The sequence below is a fragment of the Lapillicoccus sp. genome (genome assembly GCF_039935575.1).
Lineage (GTDB): Bacteria > Actinomycetota > Actinomycetes > Actinomycetales > Dermatophilaceae > Lapillicoccus.
Genome location: NZ_JBDTKA010000116.1, coordinates 1 through 17,698, shown reverse-complemented (window position 1 = coordinate 17,698; position 17,698 = coordinate 1). Strand labels below are relative to the sequence as shown.

Here is a 17,698-nt window from a genome sequence, read left to right as displayed (position 1 = left end):
TCTGGCCGGCCCGATCTAGCCGTCAGCCGCGGTCGGTAACCTTGGGAAGTGACCCACCAGCACGAGCCGCCCCCGCCGCCCCCTGAGGATCTCCCGCAGGATCTGTCGGAGCAGATGCGGGTGCGCCGGGACAAGCGCCAGCGGCTGCTCGACGCCGGGCGCCAGGCCTACCCCGTGCAGGTCGGCCGCACGCACACTCTCCGGGACGTCCGGGAGGGCTGGATGCACCTGCAGAGCGGCGAGGAGACCGACGACGTGGTCCGGGTCGCCGGGCGGGTGGTGTTCGTCCGTAACACTGGCAAGCTGTGCTTCGCGACCTTGCAGGAGGGGATCGGAACCCGGCTGCAGGTGATGTTGAGCCTCGCCGAGGTGGGTGAGGAGGCGCTCGCCGACTGGAAGTCGCTGGTGGACCTCGGCGACCACGTCGTGGTCGAGGGACGCGTTATCTCCAGCCGACGCGGCGAGCTGTCCGTGCTCGCGACCTCCTGGCTGATGGCGAGCAAGGCGCTGCGCCCGTTGCCGACGCTGCACAAGGATCTGTCGCAGGAGACGCGGGTCCGTCAGCGGTACGCCGACCTGGTCGTGCGCCAGGAGGCTCGCGACATGGTGCGGACCCGCGCGGTGATCACCCGGACCGTGCGCGAGACCCTTCAGGAGCAGGGCTACGTCGAGATCGAGACCCCGGTCCTCCAGCTGGTGCACGGCGGCGCCACCGCGCGTCCTTTCGCGACCCACATGAACGCGTTCGACCAGCCGATGAGCCTGCGGATCGCGCTGGAGCTGAACCTCAAGAAGGCCGTCGTCGGCGGTGTCGACCGGGTCTACGAGATGGGCCGGATCTTCCGCAACGAGGGGGTCGACTCCACCCATAGCCCCGAGTTCACGATGCTCGAGGCATACCAGGCCTATGGCGACCAGACCACGATCGCGGCGCTCACCCGGGACCTCTATCTCGAGGTCGCCGACGCCCTCGGCTCACGACAGGTCGAGACGCCCACGGGAACGGTCGACCTCGGGGGGGAGTGGCATTGGCTGCCCGTCTACCAGGCCATCTCCGACGTCGTCGGCGAGGTGGTGACCATCGAGACCCCACTCGAGACGCTGCAGGACTATGCCGCCAAGCACGAGGTCGCGACCGACCCGGCCTGGACCGCCGAGAAGGTGGCGCTGGAGCTGCTGGGCGAGCTCGTCGAGCCCACCCTGCTGCAGCCCACGTTCCTGTGCGACTACCCCGCCTCGGCGCAGCCGTTGGCCCGCCCGCACCGGTCCGAACCCGGCTTGGTCGAGGCCTGGGACCTGATCATCGGAGGTGTCGAACGAGGCACAGGCTTCTCCGAGCTGGTCGACCCCGTGATCCAGCGCGAGGTGCTCACGGCCCAGTCCCGGCTGGCGGCCGGAGGTGACGAGGAGGCCATGCGGCTCGACGAGGACTTCCTGAGAGCGCTCGAGCTCGGCGCGCCCCCGATGGGTGGTCTCGGCCTCGGTATCGACCGGATGGCGATGCTTTTCACCGGCGCCAACATCCGCGAGACCATCCTTTTCCCGCTGCTCAAGCCCGAAGACTGACGGCTTCCGGCATGTGGGACGCAGCCTTTCCATACATTGCCGCGCTGTTGCCGACCGTGGCGGTAGCCGGCCTGTTCTACTTTCTCATCAAGAACATTCTCGAGGGCGACCGGCGTGAGCGTCTTGCCCAGTCGAAATGGGAGAAAGAACAGGAGCTGATACGCCGCGCCACGAAAGACCCGAATTCCCCGGACGGCGACTAGTCGATTAGTCTGGGTGTGCTTTCCGGAACACCCGGCTGGTATCGCGTCGTTGATCTGATCGCATCGCCCCCGCGATGCGAAGGAAAGGAATACCCGAATGGCACAGCGCACCCAGATTGTTCTCGAGGACGACGTCGACGGCGGAAGTGCCGACGAGACCGTCACGTTCGGCCTCGACGGAGCGAGCTACGAGATCGACCTCAACACCAAGAACGCCCAGAAGCTGCGCGACGACCTGGCCACCTGGATGGGCCATGCCCGCCGTTCCGGCGGCCGGCGGGCCAGCGGTCGACGAGCCGCCGCACCGAGCAGCGGCCGTCGCACGGACTTGTCAGCTGTCCGCGAGTGGGCGCGCGCCAGCGGTCACTCGGTCAGTGACCGGGGTCGCGTGGCCGCCGAGGTGCTGGAGGCATACGACAAGGCGCACTGACGGCCCGCCTCGTTATCGCTGGCCGTGCTCGCGCCAGGTCGATCTCGCGTTTCTTCGGTGGTTGTCAGGTGATTAAGCCGGTCGCCAGGTCGCCGTCCTCGTCGAGGCGGGCGAGCACGTCCTCGAACAGCAGCTGCCGCAGCTCGCCACCCTCGGCGGCACCGTCCTCGACCTCGTCCCAGGTGCGTGGCGCGGCGACATAAGGCGCCGCCTTGCCGCGCAGCGAGTAGGGGCAGATCGTCGTCTTGGCAGCGGTGTTCTGGCTCCAGTCGAGCAGCACCTTGCCGGGGCGCAGCGACTTGGTCATCTTCCACACGACGAGGTCGGGGTGCTCCTTCGTCATCTCCTGGGCCAGCTGCTGGGCGAGCGCGCGGATGTCGTCGGCGGGGTGCTTGCCCGGCAGCGCGGCATACACCTGCATGCCTTTGCTCCCGCTGGTCACGGGCACGGTCGTGGTCAGTCCCATCGCCTCGAGCCGCGGCTTGACCCACAGGGCGACCCGGGAGCACTCGCGCAGCCCGGCGCCGGAGCCCGGGTCGAGGTCGATGACGAGTCGGTCGGGGTCGAGGGGGTGCCCGTCGTCGTCGACCTGCCACTGGTGGACGTGCAGCTCCAGCGAGGCGAGGTTCACGAGGTAGGTGAGATCTGCGAGGTCGAGGACGAGGGGGTAGGTGACCCGGTCGCGCTCGGGATGGGCGTCGGGGTCGCGTCCGTGCGAGGAGATCGTGACGCGCGGCAGCCAGGAGGGAGCGCCCGAGGGGAGGTTCTTCTCGAAGAACATCGGCCCCTCGACCCCGTGCGGCCAACGGATCCGGGTGACCGCCCGGCGACCGAGCAGGGGGAGCATGACCGGCGCCACCCGGGCGTAGTAGCTGAGCACCTCGCCCTTGGTCGTCTCCGTTGCGGGGTACATCACCTTGTCGAGGTTGCTCACCGCGAGCCGTCGGCCGGCGACCTCGACGGTCAGCCGCTCCCCGGCTCGCTCAGGCACGGGTCAGCTCCTCGATGTCGACATCGTCCGGGGTCAGGTCGGGTCGCAGCCCTCGGTATGCCGGTTGTCGCAGCCTGCGCTGTGGAGTGAGCCCGAGCGCCTGCACCTCGCAGACGAGGACCGGTCGGACCCAGGTCGCGCCGAGGGCGTCCTCGCGGGGCACCTCGGTGACGAACGGGGAGCTGGCCGACTCCAGAGGGACGAGGTCGCTACGCAGCGCGGCGCCGGCCTTGCCGGCGATCCCGCTCCCGACTCTGCCGAGGTAGGCGAGGCCACCGTCCTGGGGAACGCCGACGAGCACCGCACCGAGGCGGTCTCGGCTGTCAGTCTCGGGGCGCCAGCCGCCGATGACGACCGACACGCAGGCGCGGTGCGGGAACTTCAGCCACTCCTCGCTGCGAACGCCTGGAAGGTAACGCGACGAGAGCCGCTTGCTGACGATGCCCTCGAGACCCTGCTCCCGGGTCGCCGAGCGCAGCGCCTCACCGTCGGTGAAGGTGGGGGGCACCTGCCAGTGCGGCCCTGCGAGCTCGAGGCGTTCGAGCGTGGCACGGCGGTCGGTGAGGGCTCGGCCGGTCAGGTCGACGCCATAGAGGCGCAACAGGTCGAACGCCATGTAGGTCACCGGGTTGGTCACCGCGAGCGCGGCCGCCCGGCGAGAGCCGGTCACGTGGAAGCGCTCCGCGAGCGCGGGGAACGACGGTATGCCGCCCAGCAGGGCCACGATCTCGCCGTCCAGGAGCATGTCCTCGAACGTCAGCGCGAGGTCGGCCAGCTCGGGGAAGGCCACGGTGACCTGGCGCTCGGTGCGGCTCGTCACTCGCAAGGTGCCGTTGCGGACGTCGACGAGCGCGCGCATCCCGTCCCACTTGACCTCATGCACCCAGGCAACACCGGTGGGCACCCGGGAGCCGGGAGTCGCGAGCATCGGCCGCATCCCCTCATCCTGCCGTGAAAAAGGGGGACGGCAGAGTCACCGCCGGCGGAGGGCTCGAGACAGGTAGGCCCACGCCAGCACGGCGAACGCCGCGGCGATGACGAGGATCCACAGCTTCTCGCCGCGGACGGCGGCGACGACCAGCAGGACGGCACCGACCGCGTACATCACCCCGATCCACGGGCTGATCGAACGCGGGGGGATGACGGGTGGGCGTCCGCGTTCGCTCATGGGTGGACTGTACGCGGGCGGCCGGGTGCGGGATGCTGGCATTCGGGTGTCACGGACGCATACTCGCGTGACGTGTGGGAAAGGTGAGAGACATGCGGGCGATGTGGAAGGGCGCGGTGTCGTTCGGTCTTGTCAACGTGCCGGTCAAGCTGTACTCGGCGACCGAGGACCACGACATCTCGTTCCGTCAGGTCCACCGCGAGGACGGTGGGCGGATCCATTACCGGCGGGTCTGCGCGATCGACGGCGAGGAGGTGTCCTACGACGACATCGCCAAGGGTTACGAGACCGAGGACGGCGAGATGGTCGTCATCACGGACGAGGACCTGAAGAACCTGCCCAACCAGTCGAGCAAGGAGATCGCGGTCGAGAAGTTCGTCCCGGCCGAGCAGATCGACCCGATGCTCCTGGACAAGCCCTACTACCTGGAGCCCGAGAAGGCTGCGGCCAAGGCCTACGCGTTGTTGCGCGACTCGCTCGAGGCCGCCGACCGGATGGCGCTGGTGACCGTCGCGATCCGCAACCGCAAGAACATGGCGGTGCTGCGCGTGCGTGACGGGATCATCGTGCTGCAGACCATGCTCTGGCCCGACGAGATCCGCTCGGCCGAGTTCGCCAACCTCGGCGACGTGGGGAGTGCGACGGAGCGCGAGCTGGCGATGGCGTCGATGCTGATCGAGTCGCTCTCGGGCGACTACGAGCCGCAGGAGTTCGAGGACGACTACGCACAGGCGGTCGAGTCGATGGTCGAGGCGAAGCTGGCCGGCGGCGAGGTCAAGGCGCCGCCGGAGGCCAAGGACGGGTCTGGCGAGGTGGTCGACCTGCTCGAGGCGCTGCAGCGCTCGGTCGACCGCGCCAAGTCCTCGCGGGGCGAGCCCGTGGCGGAGAAGACCGCCGCCGCCGCCACGGCCAAGAAAGCGGCTGCCAAGAAGACCGCGACCAAGAAGACCGCGACCAAGGCCGCCGCCAAGAAGAAAGCCAGCTGAGTGCCCGAAGGCCATACGCTGCACCGTTTGGCGCAGGCGCTAGACGCTGCCTACGCGGGGACGACTCCTTCGGTCTCGTCGCCTCAGGGCCGCTTCGTCGAGGGTGCCGCGCTGCTCGACGGGCGTGAGGTCGCGGGCGCGTCGGCCTGGGGCAAGCACCTGTTCATGGAGTTCGCGGGGGACCGCTGGCTCAATGTCCACCTCGGGCTGATCGGCAAGTTCTCGGTCGACCAGATCAGCGGGTATGCCGTGGTGCCACCCCCGTGGGGCGCCGTGCGGCTGCGGATGGTCAACGACGACTACCTCGCCGACCTGCGCGGCGCCACACTGGTCGCCGTCGTGAGTCCCGAGGAGGTCGAGGCCACCGTGGCCAGGCTCGGGCCCGACCCGCTGCGGACCGACATGCCGCAGAGCGATCCGGACCGTGCCTGGGCCCGGATCGCGAAGTCGGGACGTACCTGTGCCGAGCTGCTGATGGACCAGTCGGTCCTCGCCGGCGTCGGCAACGTCTACCGCTGCGAGGTGCTCTTCCGGCACCGGGTCAACCCGTTTCGGCCGGGCAAGGAGATCCGCAAGTCGACCTGGCAGGCGATCTGGGACGACCTGGTGCGGTTGATGCCGCTTGGCGTGACGTTCAACCAGATCCTCACGATGGAGGATCAGGTCGAGCAGGCCACGGCGCTCGCGGCGGCCGGACGCATACCGCAGCTCACCTCGACCTGGACCGACTCGGCGCGGCGCACCACTCCCGGGCCCGCCGGCGTGGTCGCTGCTCCAGTGGTCGACGGGCAAGAGCTGGCCGACATCGAGGACACAGAGGAGGACGAGGGCGGTGTGGTGGGCGCGAAGTTCGCCGGTATGCCGCGTCGCTACTACGTCTACCGGCGCCAGGGGGAGCGGTGCCGGGTGTGCGGCTCCCGGGTGCGGACCAAGGTGGTCGCCGGCCGCAACCTGTTCTGGTGCGGCAACTGCCAGCGCCGCCGCTAGAAGCTGCGCCACTAATGGTGTCGAACGCTCGGGAAGCCGCGCGCTCCACACCATCAGTGTTTGTCCACACCCCGTGACCCGCCTGTCACGGGATCCACAGGTCTCAGCCCCGTAGCCCCCCAGGCCAGGGTGCCGCCCCAGAGTTCTCTGATGACCACATCCCGGGATCGGCGGCAGATCGTGACCGCGGCCGCTGAGCCGCAGGGAGGCGTCATGTCGCGCGCGATGCTGCGGGCTCTCGGCGCCGACCGCAACGTGGTCTCCAGGGAGGTGTCCGCCGACCGGTGGCAGTTGCACGGGCAGCAGACCGTGGCAGTGCATACACTCCCGCTCGGTGACGTCGGCCTGAGGTGGCGGGCGATCTGGGAGGTCGGTCTCGGCGTAGCCACCCTGGACGGTGTCAGCGCACTCGCGGCCGCGGGCACCAGGGGGTTCGACGAAAACGTGGTGCACGTGTCTGTGCCGCGCGCCGTTCATCACGCGCCCGTATCGGGTGTGCGCATCCACCGCGTAGCGAGGCTCACTGACGAACGCGTGGGTATCGGAGTTCCCCGCACTCGGCCAGCGGTTGCAGCGATTCGCGCTGCTTCATGGGCGGTTTCCGATCGACAGGCTGCCCTGCTGCTCGCTCTACCGGTGCAGCAACGCGTCATCGATGGATCGCATCTCCAGACGGCCAACTCTCGTCTCTCAGTGCGGCGACGCGAACGCTTGATTGCCCAGCTCGTACGCGACATCGCCGACGGCGCTCAGTCATTGGGTGAGCTGGACTTCGCACGTCTCTGCCGTCGACGCAAGTTGCCGCCGCCAGACCGGCAGGTGATCAGGCGCACGACGAGGGGTCGCGTGTATCTCGACGTCAGATGGTCAGACGTGGGTCTGGTCGTCGAGATCGACGGATCGGGCCATCGCGTCGGGCTGGCGGTGACTGATGACAACCTCCGCCAGAACAGGGTGACGCTGTTGGGAGACATCGTCCTGAGGATCGACCTGGTCGGTCTCCGTGTGGAGGCCAATGCCTTCCTCGACCAGATCTGCGAGGCGCACGCCTTCCTCATGTCACGCATTGCCGCGCCACTGATGGTGGCCAACGCGCGATAACCCGAGCCGTCAGCACCAATAGTGGCCCCCTCTCTGGCGCGTGGCGCCGGATAGCCTCTGCGTGATGAGCGCCGAATCCGACATCAAGGACCTCCACGCGCAGGCATACGCCGCCTATCAGCAGGGCCGCCCCACCTTCGTCGCCTGCCTGAAGTCCAGCGCCTGGGGCTTCCCTGCCGGACAGATGGGGGCCTGGATGGACTCGATCGACGCCATCGAGTCCGTCGGCTGGCAGCTGGGCTTCTGGGACACCACCACCACTCCGGGAGGCGCGTCGAGCGCGTTCCCGGTGTTCCGTCGTAGCCAAGGCACGCCGCAGGACCGGCGCTGACCGGCGCTGACCGGCGCTGACCGGCGCACCCGAGGCTGTTCCGCTCACGGCGAAACCTGCGCCGACCCCGCTCAACCGGGGGAACAGGCCTGCTGACCAGGGCGTTAGCCAAAGCACACGGAACATCCCGACGAGACCGCACACTGGTCGCGAGGGCGCCGTTATCAGACGTCACGGATACCATCGAGGTATCTCGACAGGTAGGGAGCTTTGGCGATGTTCGAAAGATTCACAGATCGGGCTCGACGAGTGGTGGTGCTCGCGCAGGAAGAGGCGCGCATGCTCAACCACAACTACATCGGCACCGAGCACATCCTGCTGGGGCTCATCCACGAGGGCGAGGGGCTCGCCGCCAAGGCGCTCGAGAACCTCGACATCTCCCTCATCGCAGTCCGCGAGCAGGTCCAGGAGATGATCGGCCAGGGCCAGCAGGCCCCAACCGGACACATTCCCTTCACGCCGCGCGCCAAGAAGGTCCTCGAGTACTCGCTGCGCGAGGGCCTGCAGCTCGGCCACACCTACATCGGCACCGAGCACATCCTGCTCGGCCTCATCCGCGAGGGTGAAGGCGTTGCCGCCCAGGTCCTCATCAAGCTGGGCGCCGACCTCAACAAGGTCCGCCAGCAGGTCATCCAGCTACTTGCCGGCTATCAGGGCGGACAGGGCGAGAAGGCCGGCGCGGGCGTCGGTTCCTCGGCCGGGCAGGCCGAAGGCACGCCTGCCGGCTCGCTGGTCCTCGACCAGTTCGGGCGCAACCTCACGCAAGCCGCTCGAGAGGGCAAGCTCGACCCGGTCATCGGGCGCGAGAAGGAGATCGAGCGCGTCATGCAGGTCCTGTCGCGCCGGACCAAGAACAACCCCGTCCTCATCGGCGAGCCCGGCGTGGGCAAGACCGCGGTCGTCGAGGGTCTGGCCCAGAACGTCGTTCGCGGCACGGTGCCGGAGACGCTCAAGGACAAGCAGCTCTACACGCTCGACCTCGGCGCGCTCGTCGCCGGCAGCCGCTACCGCGGTGACTTCGAGGAGCGCCTCAAGAAGGTCCTCAAGGAGATCCGCACCCGCGGCGACATCATCATCTTCATCGACGAGATCCACACACTCGTCGGTGCCGGTGCTGCCGAGGGGGCCATCGACGCGGCGAGCATCCTCAAGCCGATGCTGGCCCGAGGCGAGCTGCAGACCATCGGGGCGACGACGCTCGACGAGTACCGCAAGCACATCGAGAAGGACTCCGCGCTCGAGCGCCGGTTCCAGCCGATCCAGGTGGCCGAGCCGACGCTGGCGCACACCATCGAGATCCTCAAGGGCCTACGGGACCGTTACGAGGCGCACCACCGCGTCTCGATCACCGACGCCGCCTTGGTGAGCGCGGCCAACCTGGCCGACCGCTACGTCAACGACCGGTTCCTGCCGGACAAGGCGATCGACCTCATCGACGAGGCGGGCGCGCGACTGCGCATCCGCCGGATGACGGCGCCCCCAGACCTGCGCGAGTTCGACGAGAAGATCGGGAACGTGCGGCGTCAGAAGGAGGCCGCCATCGACGGCCAGGACTTCGAGAAGGCGGCCCGGCTGCGCGACGACGAGAAGCAGCTGTCCCAGCAGCGGGCCGAGCGTGAGGCGCAGTGGAAGTCCGGTGACATGGACGTCGTCGCCGAGGTCGACGAGGAGCTGATCGCCGAGGTCCTGGCGGCCAGCACTGGCATCCCGGTGTTCAAGCTGACCGAGGAGGAGTCCAGCCGCCTGCTCAACATGGAGGCCGAGCTCCACAAGCGCATCGTCGGCATGGACGACGCCATCCGGGCGTTGTCCCAGGCGATCCGGCGGACCCGGGCCGGCCTGAAGGATCCGCGTCGCCCCGGCGGCTCGTTCATCTTCGCCGGCCCCACCGGAGTCGGCAAGACCGAGCTGGCCAAGACGCTCGCCGAGTTCCTGTTCGGTGACGAGGACAGCCTGATCCAGCTCGACATGTCGGAGTACTCCGAGAAGCACACCGTCTCGCGGCTGTTCGGTTCACCTCCCGGCTACGTCGGCTACGAGGAGGGCGGCCAGCTCACCGAGAAGGTGCGGCGCAAGCCGTTCTCGGTGGTGCTCTTCGACGAGGTCGAGAAGGCCCACCCGGACATCTTCAACACGTTGCTTCAGGTGCTCGAGGACGGCCGGCTCACCGACTCCCAGGGTCGGATGATCGACTTCAAGAACACCGTCATCATCATGACGACCAACCTCGGGACGCGGGACATCACCAAGGGCAGCCTCGGTTTCTCGGCCGGCCCGGACTCGCGCAGCGACTACGAGCGGATGAAGAACAAGGTCACGGACGAGCTGAAGCAGCACTTCCGTCCCGAGTTCCTCAACCGCGTCGACGACACGATCGTCTTCCCGCAGCTCACGCAGTCGGAGATCGTGTCGATCGTGGACCTCGAGATCGCCAAGCTCGACGTGCGGCTCAAGAACAAGGACATGGGCATGGAGCTCACGACCATGGCTAAGAACCTGCTCGCCAAGAAGGGGTACGACCCCGTGCTGGGTGCCCGGCCGCTGCGCCGCACCATCCAGCGCGAGATCGAGGATGTGCTGTCGGAGAAGATCCTCTACGGCGAGCTGAAGGCGGGCGAGTTCGTCCTCGTCGACGCCACCGGCGAGGAGAAGGACGCCACCTTCATCTTCACCGGGTCGCGCCGCGAGGAGACCCTCCCGGAGATCCCGGACCTTCCCCCGGTGGACATCGTCGGCACGCTCGGGTCAGCAGGACCGCAGGACTCGACGGGGGCAGCGTCGGCCTGACCGGCTAGCTCCCGCTGACACTCGGTCTGACACTCGGTGCCGCTCCTCCGATCCGGAGGGGCGGCACCCGCGCGTGTGGTGACGCCCGGCCCTCGGGACTAGCCCAGGACTAGCCCACGAAGTCCTGGGTCACCCACCACAGACCTCGGCTGTCCCGGTATGCCGCGACTCCCACCCCGGACAACGCCGGGTTGAGGAGGTTGGCCCGGTGCGGAGCCGAGCCCATGAACAGGCTCATCATCGCCTCGGGTGTCTGGTCGCTCGTCATCCCGACGTTCTCGGCCGCCAGGTGCGCCCGGCAGGTGCTGAGGATCGGGCTCAGGGACTGGTGCGAGAGACCTCCCGCGGCGGCCATCCGGGGCGACCAGGGTTCGGCAAACCCGTCGGGGCAGCCCTGGGCGGTCAGCGCTCGCGCACCCACGGCCGCTCGCTGGGCGTTGATGAGCGACACCATGCGGGACTCGTATGCCACAGCGTCAGCACTCGACGTCGGCGGGGGCGGGGGTACTGCCGGCGGTGGCGGTGCTGGCGGTGCTGCCGGTGGGGTCGGTGCTGGCGGTGGTGCCGGTGGTGCCGTGTGAGAAGGGATGGGGGCCGGGGTCCGGGTCGGTGAGGGTGTGGCGGGCTTGGGTGCGGTCCGGGTGCTCGTCGCCGGCCCGGTCGGCAGCGACGTCACGACCACCATCGGTGCCGGTGCCCTCGGTGCAGTCGTCGAGCCTCCGCTCGGACGAGGCGTTCCGGACGAGCTGGCAACAGGCGCCTCCAGGACTGCTGCAGCACGGTTCGACGGCACCTCCGGAGCCGATCCGCAGCCGGCGAGCAGCGCCAACGGCAGTACGACGACCGGCAGAGCCATCGCCGCAACGACGCCGGCCAGACCGGAGACGGTTCTCGGAGAGACAGCGGCGGCGCGTCCTCTCTCTCCGGGCGTCCGCTCCAGCGGAGCGCGGGAGTCGTCGTCCGGCGGCATAAAGGGTGACATTTACGCTGAAAGTAGCGCAGTCACGCTGCCAGTAGGCCCTTCGGATGGTCAATTCTCGGGCCCGGGTTGTTGCGTGGCTCGCGGGTTGGTGCGTGCACGTCTCGCCGGCGTCGTAGGCTATGCCTTGGAGCGCCGCATGGATCGGCAGGCACCCGCGTCCAGCGGCTCGCGCCCCCCATGTCCGGCGGCACGCAACGCCAGGGCCACCGACCTCGGCGTCACCTGCCGCCGCGAACCCCTCGTACCGAGGAGGAGTATGCCGACCACCGACCGCCGTCGGTCGTCCCGTCGTTCGTCCAACGGGTCCAGCCCGTCCAGCCAGGGCGGCTCGAACGGATCTCCGTCAGCCGGCTCAGGGTCGTCCCGCGCGAACAACGGCACGTCCCCCCGTGGGTCGCGCCCGAACCAGGCCAACGACCCGGCGCCCATCATCCCGATCCTCGCCCGACGGGTGCGCGAGGTGGAGGCGAAGTCGCTCGAGGGCAAGGTCGGCCCGGCCAAGCGCACCAAGTTCCAGGTCATCGCCCTGCTGGTGCGCGAGGAGCGGGCCCGGATCAAGACGGACGCCGCGCTGCCGGGGGCGGCGCGGACCGAGCTGCTCAAGCGTCTCGACGGTGTGGCCACCATCCTGGCCAAAACCGCCGCTCACGACACCAGCCTGCTGCGCCTGCTCGACGAGAGCGCCGTGCCGGGCCCGGCGGCCCAGCGGATGCGCCGTGACTGGCTGATCGAGTCCGGCGCGGAGCTCGCGCCCGAGGACCTCGTCATCGAGGCGAGCGGACCCGTTCGACCAGCTGTCTCTGCCGAGCTGGCCGCCAAGCAGGTCGTCCCGGCCTCGGTGCCGGCCCGGGCCATGGCGAACCCGTTCCTCGCGCCGGACCTCGGGCGGGCCTCGCGGCTGGGCGACGAGGAGCGGATGAGCGGCCAGCTCGCCCGCTGGGACCTGATGGACCCGCTCTACCGCGCGTTCGAGCAGGGCGCTGGTGGTGCCGCGGCGTCGATGGAGCTGCCACCGCTTCCGCTGGTCGACCGGTTCTCACCGCCCGGCCTGGAGGTGATGCCGCACCAGGCGCGGATGCTCGAAGCGGTCCGCGAGGGGCACCGTACCTTCCTGCTCGCCGACGAACCCGGCCTCGGCAAGACCGCGCAGTCGCTGCTGGCCGCATCGGTAGCGAACGCATACCCGCTGCTTGCCGTCGTGCCCAACGTCGTGAAGATCAACTGGGCACGCGAGGTCGAGCGCTGGACGCCACGCCGCCGCGTCACCGTGATCCACGGGGACGGCAACGACGTCGACGCGTTCGCCGACATCTTCGTCGTGAACTACACCGTTCTGGACCGGCACCTGTCTTGGCTGTCCACCTTCGGCTTCCGGTCGATGGTGGTCGACGAGGCGCACTTCATCAAGAACCTCACTTCGCAGCGCTCCCAGCACGTGCTTGCGCTCGCCGAGCGGATCCGCGAGGGCTCCCCGGGTGGCGACCCGTTGCTGCTCGCGCTTACGGGCACTCCCTTGATCAACGACGTCGAGGACTTCAACGCCATCTGGCGCTTCCTTGGTTGGGTCAAGGGCAGCCGGCCGGCGCCGGAGCTGATGCGCCGCCTCGAGGAGACCGGGCTCACCCCGGCCGACCGCGGCTTCTACCCCGAGGCTCGGTCCGCCGTCATCGACATGGGCATCGTGCGCCGCCGCAAAGTCGACGTCGCGAAGGACCTCCCGGACAAGCGCATCGCGGACCTGCCCGTCGAGCTCGACGACGACCTTGGCCGCTCGATCCGCGCCTCCGAGCGCGAGCTCGGCCAGCGGCTGCTCACGAGCTACCGCCGGCAGCTCGCGGCCCGTGGGACGGCGGCCGCTCGCAACGAGCCGCTCGCCGTGTCGGTGGGCGAATCGGTCGAGGTGGACGAGGAGCTGATGCGGCGCGTCGCCCTGCAGGAGCTCGAGTCGTCCAAGACGAGCGGCGCCGGTGGCGGCGAGAATGTCTTCACCATGGTCCGCCGGATCGGACAGGCCAAGGCGGCTCTCGCGGCCGACTACACGGCGCAGCTCGCCCGGTCGGTGGGCAAGGTCGTGTTCTTCGCCAAGCACATCGACGTCATGGACCAGGCCGAGCGGATCCTCGCGGACGCGGGCCTGCGCACCGTGTCGATCCGGGGCGACCAGACCGGCACTCAGCGACAGCAGGCGATCGATGCCTTCCAGAAGAGCCCGGACGTCTCGGTAGCGGTCTGTTCCCTGATGGCGGCCGGCGTAGGACTCAACCTGCACGCGGCCTCCAACGTCGTGCTCGCCGAGCTGTCCTGGACTGCCGCGGAGCAGCAGCAGGCGATCGACCGGGTCCACCGGATCGGCCAGGACGAACCCGTGACGGCGTGGCGCATCCTGGCCGCGCAGACCATCGACGCGAAGATCGCCGAGCTCATCGACAGCAAGCAGGGTCTCGCCGCTCGCGCGCTCGACGGCAGCGACGAGGCGATCACCTCGAGCGACTCGGTCCAGCTCGACGCGCTTGTGCACCTGCTGCGTCAGGCCCTGACCGGCCCGGTGCGCCGCTGACGTGAGTGACCAGACCACAGCGGCGCGGTCCTCGCGTCCGTCGGTGACGGTACGCCGCGCCAGGACGCCTGACGTGCGAGGGATCCGCCGGATCGTGGCCCCGATGAGCGCGAACCGCCGGATCGTGGCCAAGCACGACGTGTCCTACTACGAGGCGGTGCACGAGTTCCGGGTCGCCGAGGTCGACGGCCAGCTCGTCGGCTGCGGAGCCCTGCACGTCATGTGGGAGGACCTCGCGGAGGTGCGCACTCTGGCCGTCCTGCCGGCTCACCTGGGAACCGGGGTGGGTTCGGCGCTGCTGCGCGAGCTGCTCGACGACGCCCGGGAGATCGGCGTCTCCCGGGTGTTCTGCCTGACCTTCGAGACAGGCTTCTTCGGTGGGCACGGGTTCGTCGAGATCGACGGTCGGGCGGTCGAACCGCAGGTGTACGCCGAGCTGCTCCAGTCCTACGACGAGGGCGTGGCCGAGTTCCTCGACCTCGAGTGGGTCAAACCCAACACGCTCGGCAACAGCCGGATGCTGCTGACCCTCTAACGAGCCCTGACAGACCCGCGGGTCGGTCGCGGCTGGGTCGATGGCCCGACGTATGCGGCGAACCAGTCCGCCAGCGGACGGATGGCACGCCAGTCCTCCCGCACGTGGCGTACCACCGCCGGGGAGTCCAGCCAGTCCGGGACGCCTCGTTCGCGCCACGCGATGATCCCCTTGTGGCGCTGGAGCTCGAGCCGCGGATGGTCCTCCGGGACTCCGCGAGGACGGGTCTTGAGCACCTCCCCACCGATCTGGAAACCCTTGCGGCGCAACGTGGCGACGATCTGCGCAAGCTCGTCACCCGAGATGTCTGCGTCGACCGCCGTGCGGTATCTCGTCAGCTGGTCGGGTTGCTGGTGCATCGAGCCGCCGCCTGTCATCAGCCCTTCGGCGCTCAGCGAGAGGTAGTAGCCGGTTCCCTCCCAGGGCTGTGCCACCGCTCCCTGCTCGGTCTTGAGCGGGGTCTTGTCGTTGCGGAACCGCACGTCGACGTGCGGCCGGAACACCTTGGCCTCACCGAACTCGTCGGCGAGCGCGTCCGTCAGCGCCAGGACCGGCTCCCGGACCGAGCGCTCGTACCGGTCCTTGTTGAGAGCGAACCACTCGCGGGTGTTGTGGTCGGCCAGCTCGACGTAGAAGTCGACGGCATCGCGCGGTATGCCTGCGAAACGGGTCATCCCTGAGTTCGGCAACGCAGACGTCGTCCGAACCCTGCTCAGGCGGAGCTGGCTGTGGGCGCGTCGATGAGGCTCGCTTCCCCGGTGCCGAACGCAATTCCCTTGCGCTCCTTGCCGATCGCTGTCAGCAAGATCACCGCGAGGAAGACCGGGATGATCGTGACGGCGAGGGCGAACGGGTAGCCGTGGGTGGCGGCAAGCGCCTGCTGGATCGGCAGGTTGAAGGCCGCGAGGCAGTTGCCGAGCTGGTAGGTGACGCCGGGGTAGAAGCCGCGGATCTCGTCGGGCGACAGCTCCGTGAGGTGCGCGGGGATGACGCCCCAGGCTCCCTGGACCATGACCTGCATGAGGAACGAGCCGAGGATGAGGAAACCGACCGTCGTCGAGTACGCGAACAACGGCACGATCGGAAGACCGAGGATGGCGCAGGTGATGACGACCGCCTTGCGGCCGTAGCGCTCGGACAGCGACCCGGCGATGGCACCGCCGGCAATGGCGCCGATGTTGTAGATCACGACGATCCACGCCGCCGTGCTGGCCGCGATGCCGGCCCCCTGGTCGTTCGTCGCCTTGAGGAACGTGGGGTAGATGTCCTGCGTCCCATGGCTCATCCAGTTGAACGCGGTCATCAGCAGCACCAGGTAGACGAACCGGCGCCAGATGGCGCGGTTCGCCAAGAGCTCGCGCAGACTCGTGTTGGTCTGCTTGACCCGCTCCTGCGTCTGGTGCCACACCTCCGACTCCTGCACCCGCGACCGGATGAGGAGGCTGATGCCCGCCGGGATGATCGAGAGGGCAAACATCCACCGCCAGCTGAGCCCGAGCCACGAGACGACGACGAGGAACGCGAGAGACGCCAGCAGGTAGCCCATCGAGTAACCACCCTGGAGCAGCCCTGAGAAGAACCCACGCCGATGGGCGGGCATCTTCTCCATCGCCAACGCGGCACCCAGCCCCCACTCGCCGCCCATCCCGATGCCGTAGAGCAGTCGCAGCACCAGCAGGATCCAGAAGTTCGGCGCGAACGCGCAGAGGAAACCCACGATGGCGTAGAAGGTCACGCACGTCATCAGCGGGATGCGACGCCCGGCCCGGTCGGCCCAGAACCCGAAGATGAACGCGCCGACCGGCCGCATGAGCAGCGTCATGGTCGTGATGAACGCCATCTCGCTGAGCGACTTGCCGAAGTCCTTGGCGATGTCGGCGTAGATGAGCACGACCAGGAAGTAGTCGAAGGCGTCCATCGCCCAACCGAGGTATGCCGCCACGAACGAGTTGCGTTGGTCTGAGGTCAATTTGGTGCGCGGTGTAGCGCTCGCCGTCGCACTCATCCTGCCCCCCTTAGTGATGCGGCCTCCGTCTGAAAACTGGTGCCCTTGCCACTAAAGCACTCGACGACCGGTTGCGCGAGGGGCAGGTGGAGGGCCCGGCGAAATTCTGGCTGACGGCACTCGCGGACGCGATGAGCGCGGCGTGGCGAATGCGTTCCTCGTCGTCTGTGACGGCCTCACCGGCCTACCGGACACCGTGACCTGTAGGTGGCCAGGATCGTGTACCCAGGCTGCCGCCTAGTAAGCGTGACGTCCGTCCCCAGCCTGGCGGCGAAGCCCGTCATCGACATCGCTGCTCGGGTCCCGGCTGGATCGCACGCAGCCGACCGACAGCGCAGTCTGTCGGCGTCAGGGTGGACCGTGCCGGAAATCATCGGCAGCCACGACTGCTCCTTCCGGCTCGAAGGAAACGCGCGGACTGCGATCGTCCGCTTCTTCCCGGAGGCGATGTGGCCCACCGCGCACCAGCGGCTGTTCGCCGCGTGGTTGAGGGCGCACCCCGCGGACCGCGAAGCGTAGGCAGCTTTGAAGCAGCAGCTGTACGACGGCGGAGTATGGGGCCGGGCTCACACCCTGGCCAAGACCGGCTTCGTCCGATCAGTAGTGGATCAAGCACGCGCGGCCATGGGCCTGCCAACTGGCTCGGTCTCGGTCTCGGTCTAGGACAAGGACTGGCCAAACGCCGTCAATACTGCGTTTCGAGGAAAGTTCCGCCTCCCCGTACCGGCGGACGTCCAGCCGACACCTGTACGACGACGCCGCTAAGCGAGGCGGTCGTGTTCAGGATTGAGGAGCTGCGTCAGGTCGGGGGGCTCGTAGGTCAAACCCTTGATGGCTTTGCCGTCACCCGCTGGAGACTTGGTCATGTTGGAGCGATGTACCTCGGCTAGCACCCGGTCGAGGTCGATACCGAAGTGCAGCGCCGCTCCGTAGACGACGTAGGCAAGATCAGCGAGAGCGTCGGCTGTGGCGACCACGTCTCCCGCTTCGACCGCCTCACGAAGTTCACGGGCCTCCTCCTCGACGAAGTCACACCGGCGAGTGGCTCCTTCGACCGCGACTGACGCCG

General features: G+C 68.5%; 17 protein-coding genes and 1 pseudogene. 11 read left to right on the top strand and 7 right to left on the bottom strand.

The genetic code is table 11. The features are described from left to right. Nucleotides 1–48: 48 nt before the first annotated feature. From lysS to ABI385_RS14130, 3 genes are all read left to right on the top strand, one after another. Nucleotides 49–1,566, top strand: a complete 1,518-nt coding sequence (gene lysS / locus ABI385_RS14140) for a lysine--tRNA ligase (RefSeq protein ID WP_407068281.1) — start codon at nucleotides 49–51, stop codon at nucleotides 1,564–1,566. Nucleotides 1,567–1,577: 11 nt separating this feature from the next. After that, nucleotides 1,578–1,769: a lysyl-tRNA synthetase gene (locus ABI385_RS14135; protein WP_348104395.1), complete on the top strand. Its 192-nt coding sequence runs from the start codon at nucleotides 1,578–1,580 to the stop codon at nucleotides 1,767–1,769. Between the two features lie 97 nt (nucleotides 1,770–1,866). Continuing rightward, nucleotides 1,867–2,199: an Lsr2 family protein gene (locus ABI385_RS14130; protein ID WP_348104394.1), complete on the top strand. Its 333-nt coding sequence runs from the start codon at nucleotides 1,867–1,869 to the stop codon at nucleotides 2,197–2,199. A 64-nt stretch (nucleotides 2,200–2,263) separates the two neighbouring features. Here the strand turns inward: ABI385_RS14130 and ligD (ABI385_RS14125) are convergent, their stop codons facing one another. The 3 genes from ligD (ABI385_RS14125) to ABI385_RS14115 are packed head-to-tail and all read right to left on the bottom strand — an operon-like array spanning nucleotide 2,264 to nucleotide 4,358. Further along, a complete protein-coding gene (gene ligD / locus ABI385_RS14125) occupies nucleotides 2,264–3,190 on the bottom strand; it encodes a non-homologous end-joining DNA ligase (RefSeq protein ID WP_348104393.1) in 927 nt (308 codons plus the stop codon). After that, nucleotides 3,183–4,127 (bottom strand): non-homologous end-joining DNA ligase, encoded by a 945-nt coding sequence (gene ligD, locus ABI385_RS14120; protein WP_348104392.1) that lies wholly within the window; start codon nucleotides 4,125–4,127, stop codon nucleotides 3,183–3,185. Before ligD (ABI385_RS14120) ends, ligD (ABI385_RS14125) begins: the two co-directional genes overlap by 8 nt. 36 nt (nucleotides 4,128–4,163) lie before the next feature. Then, entirely contained in the window at nucleotides 4,164–4,358 is a 195-nt protein-coding gene (locus ABI385_RS14115; protein WP_348104391.1) for a hypothetical protein, read from the bottom strand. A 92-nt stretch (nucleotides 4,359–4,450) separates the two neighbouring features. On the opposite strand from ABI385_RS14115, the gene ABI385_RS14110 reads away from it, so the two are divergent. The 5 genes from ABI385_RS14110 (at nucleotide 4,451) to ABI385_RS14090 (ending at nucleotide 10,550) form a co-directional block, all read left to right on the top strand. Beyond that, nucleotides 4,451–5,344, top strand: coding sequence for a Ku protein (locus ABI385_RS14110; protein ID WP_348104390.1), 894 nt, complete (start codon nucleotides 4,451–4,453; stop codon nucleotides 5,342–5,344). Next, nucleotides 5,345–6,331, top strand: coding sequence for a DNA-formamidopyrimidine glycosylase family protein (locus ABI385_RS14105; protein ID WP_348104389.1), 987 nt, complete (start codon nucleotides 5,345–5,347; stop codon nucleotides 6,329–6,331). A gap of 150 nt (nucleotides 6,332–6,481) precedes the next feature. After that, nucleotides 6,482–7,432, top strand: coding sequence for a hypothetical protein (locus ABI385_RS14100; protein ID WP_348104388.1), 951 nt, complete (start codon nucleotides 6,482–6,484; stop codon nucleotides 7,430–7,432). 64 nt (nucleotides 7,433–7,496) lie between these two features. Further along, entirely contained in the window at nucleotides 7,497–7,763 is a 267-nt protein-coding gene (locus ABI385_RS14095; protein WP_348104387.1) for a hypothetical protein, read from the top strand. Between the two features lie 216 nt (nucleotides 7,764–7,979). Beyond that, nucleotides 7,980–10,550, top strand: coding sequence for an ATP-dependent Clp protease ATP-binding subunit (locus ABI385_RS14090; protein WP_348104386.1), 2,571 nt, complete (start codon nucleotides 7,980–7,982; stop codon nucleotides 10,548–10,550). 109 nt (nucleotides 10,551–10,659) lie between these two features. Here the strand turns inward: ABI385_RS14090 and ABI385_RS14085 are convergent, their stop codons facing one another. Beyond that, a complete protein-coding gene (locus ABI385_RS14085) occupies nucleotides 10,660–11,004 on the bottom strand; it encodes a CAP domain-containing protein (RefSeq protein ID WP_348104385.1) in 345 nt (114 codons plus the stop codon). 784 nt (nucleotides 11,005–11,788) lie between these two features. Between ABI385_RS14085 and ABI385_RS14080 the strand changes: the two genes are divergently transcribed. Continuing rightward, the gene (locus ABI385_RS14080; protein WP_348104384.1) at nucleotides 11,789–14,089 is read left to right on the top strand and encodes a DEAD/DEAH box helicase; all 2,301 of its coding nucleotides are present in this window, start codon (nucleotides 11,789–11,791) and stop codon (nucleotides 14,087–14,089) included. Between the two features lies 1 nt (nucleotide 14,090). Then, on the top strand, nucleotides 14,091–14,624 hold the full coding sequence (locus ABI385_RS14075) for an amino-acid N-acetyltransferase (protein WP_348104383.1): 534 nt from the start codon (nucleotides 14,091–14,093) through the stop codon (nucleotides 14,622–14,624). Here the strand turns inward: ABI385_RS14075 and ABI385_RS14070 are convergent. Then, nucleotides 14,621–15,298, bottom strand: a complete 678-nt coding sequence (locus ABI385_RS14070; protein WP_348104382.1) for a DUF2461 domain-containing protein — start codon at nucleotides 15,296–15,298, stop codon at nucleotides 14,621–14,623. The two genes, ABI385_RS14075 and ABI385_RS14070, sit on opposite strands and share 4 nt — an antisense overlap. 38 nt (nucleotides 15,299–15,336) lie before the next feature. Beyond that, nucleotides 15,337–16,629, bottom strand: coding sequence for an MFS transporter (locus ABI385_RS14065; RefSeq protein ID WP_348104381.1), 1,293 nt, complete (start codon nucleotides 16,627–16,629; stop codon nucleotides 15,337–15,339). Nucleotides 16,630–16,875: 246 nt separating this feature from the next. On the opposite strand from ABI385_RS14065, the gene ABI385_RS14060 reads away from it, so the two are divergent. Next, nucleotides 16,876–17,148 carry a GrpB family protein gene (locus ABI385_RS14060; protein ID WP_348104380.1) on the top strand — a complete coding sequence of 91 codons (273 nt, stop codon included), beginning with the start codon at nucleotides 16,876–16,878 and terminating at the stop codon, nucleotides 17,146–17,148. Nucleotides 17,149–17,390: 242 nt separating this feature from the next. Here ABI385_RS14060 and ABI385_RS14055 read toward each other — a convergent pair. Next, nucleotides 17,391–17,698 (bottom strand): annotated as a pseudogene (locus ABI385_RS14055) (hypothetical protein); the annotation flags it as partial.

Excerpts from the sequence above, each read along its gene's own strand:
- ABI385_RS14085 (WP_348104385.1), bottom strand. The coding sequence starts at position 11,004 with ATGGTGTCGCTCATCAACGCCCAGCGAGCGGCCGTGGGTGCGCGAGCG.
- ABI385_RS14090 (WP_348104386.1), top strand. The coding sequence starts at position 7,980 with ATGTTCGAAAGATTCACAGATCGGGCTCGACGAGTGGTGGTGCTCGCG.
- ABI385_RS14130 (WP_348104394.1), top strand. The coding sequence starts at position 1,867 with ATGGCACAGCGCACCCAGATTGTTCTCGAGGACGACGTCGACGGCGGA.
- ligD (WP_348104392.1), bottom strand. The coding sequence starts at position 4,127 with ATGCGGCCGATGCTCGCGACTCCCGGCTCCCGGGTGCCCACCGGTGTT.
- ABI385_RS14080 (WP_348104384.1), top strand. The coding sequence starts at position 11,789 with ATGCCGACCACCGACCGCCGTCGGTCGTCCCGTCGTTCGTCCAACGGG.
- ABI385_RS14065 (WP_348104381.1), bottom strand. The coding sequence starts at position 16,629 with ATGAGTGCGACGGCGAGCGCTACACCGCGCACCAAATTGACCTCAGAC.
- ABI385_RS14100 (WP_348104388.1), top strand. The coding sequence starts at position 6,482 with ATGACCACATCCCGGGATCGGCGGCAGATCGTGACCGCGGCCGCTGAG.
- ABI385_RS14110 (WP_348104390.1), top strand. The coding sequence starts at position 4,451 with ATGCGGGCGATGTGGAAGGGCGCGGTGTCGTTCGGTCTTGTCAACGTG.
- ABI385_RS14070 (WP_348104382.1), bottom strand. The coding sequence starts at position 15,298 with ATGACCCGTTTCGCAGGCATACCGCGCGATGCCGTCGACTTCTACGTC.
- ABI385_RS14095 (WP_348104387.1), top strand. The coding sequence starts at position 7,497 with ATGAGCGCCGAATCCGACATCAAGGACCTCCACGCGCAGGCATACGCC.
- ABI385_RS14135 (WP_348104395.1), top strand. The coding sequence starts at position 1,578 with ATGTGGGACGCAGCCTTTCCATACATTGCCGCGCTGTTGCCGACCGTG.
- ABI385_RS14115 (WP_348104391.1), bottom strand. The coding sequence starts at position 4,358 with ATGAGCGAACGCGGACGCCCACCCGTCATCCCCCCGCGTTCGATCAGC.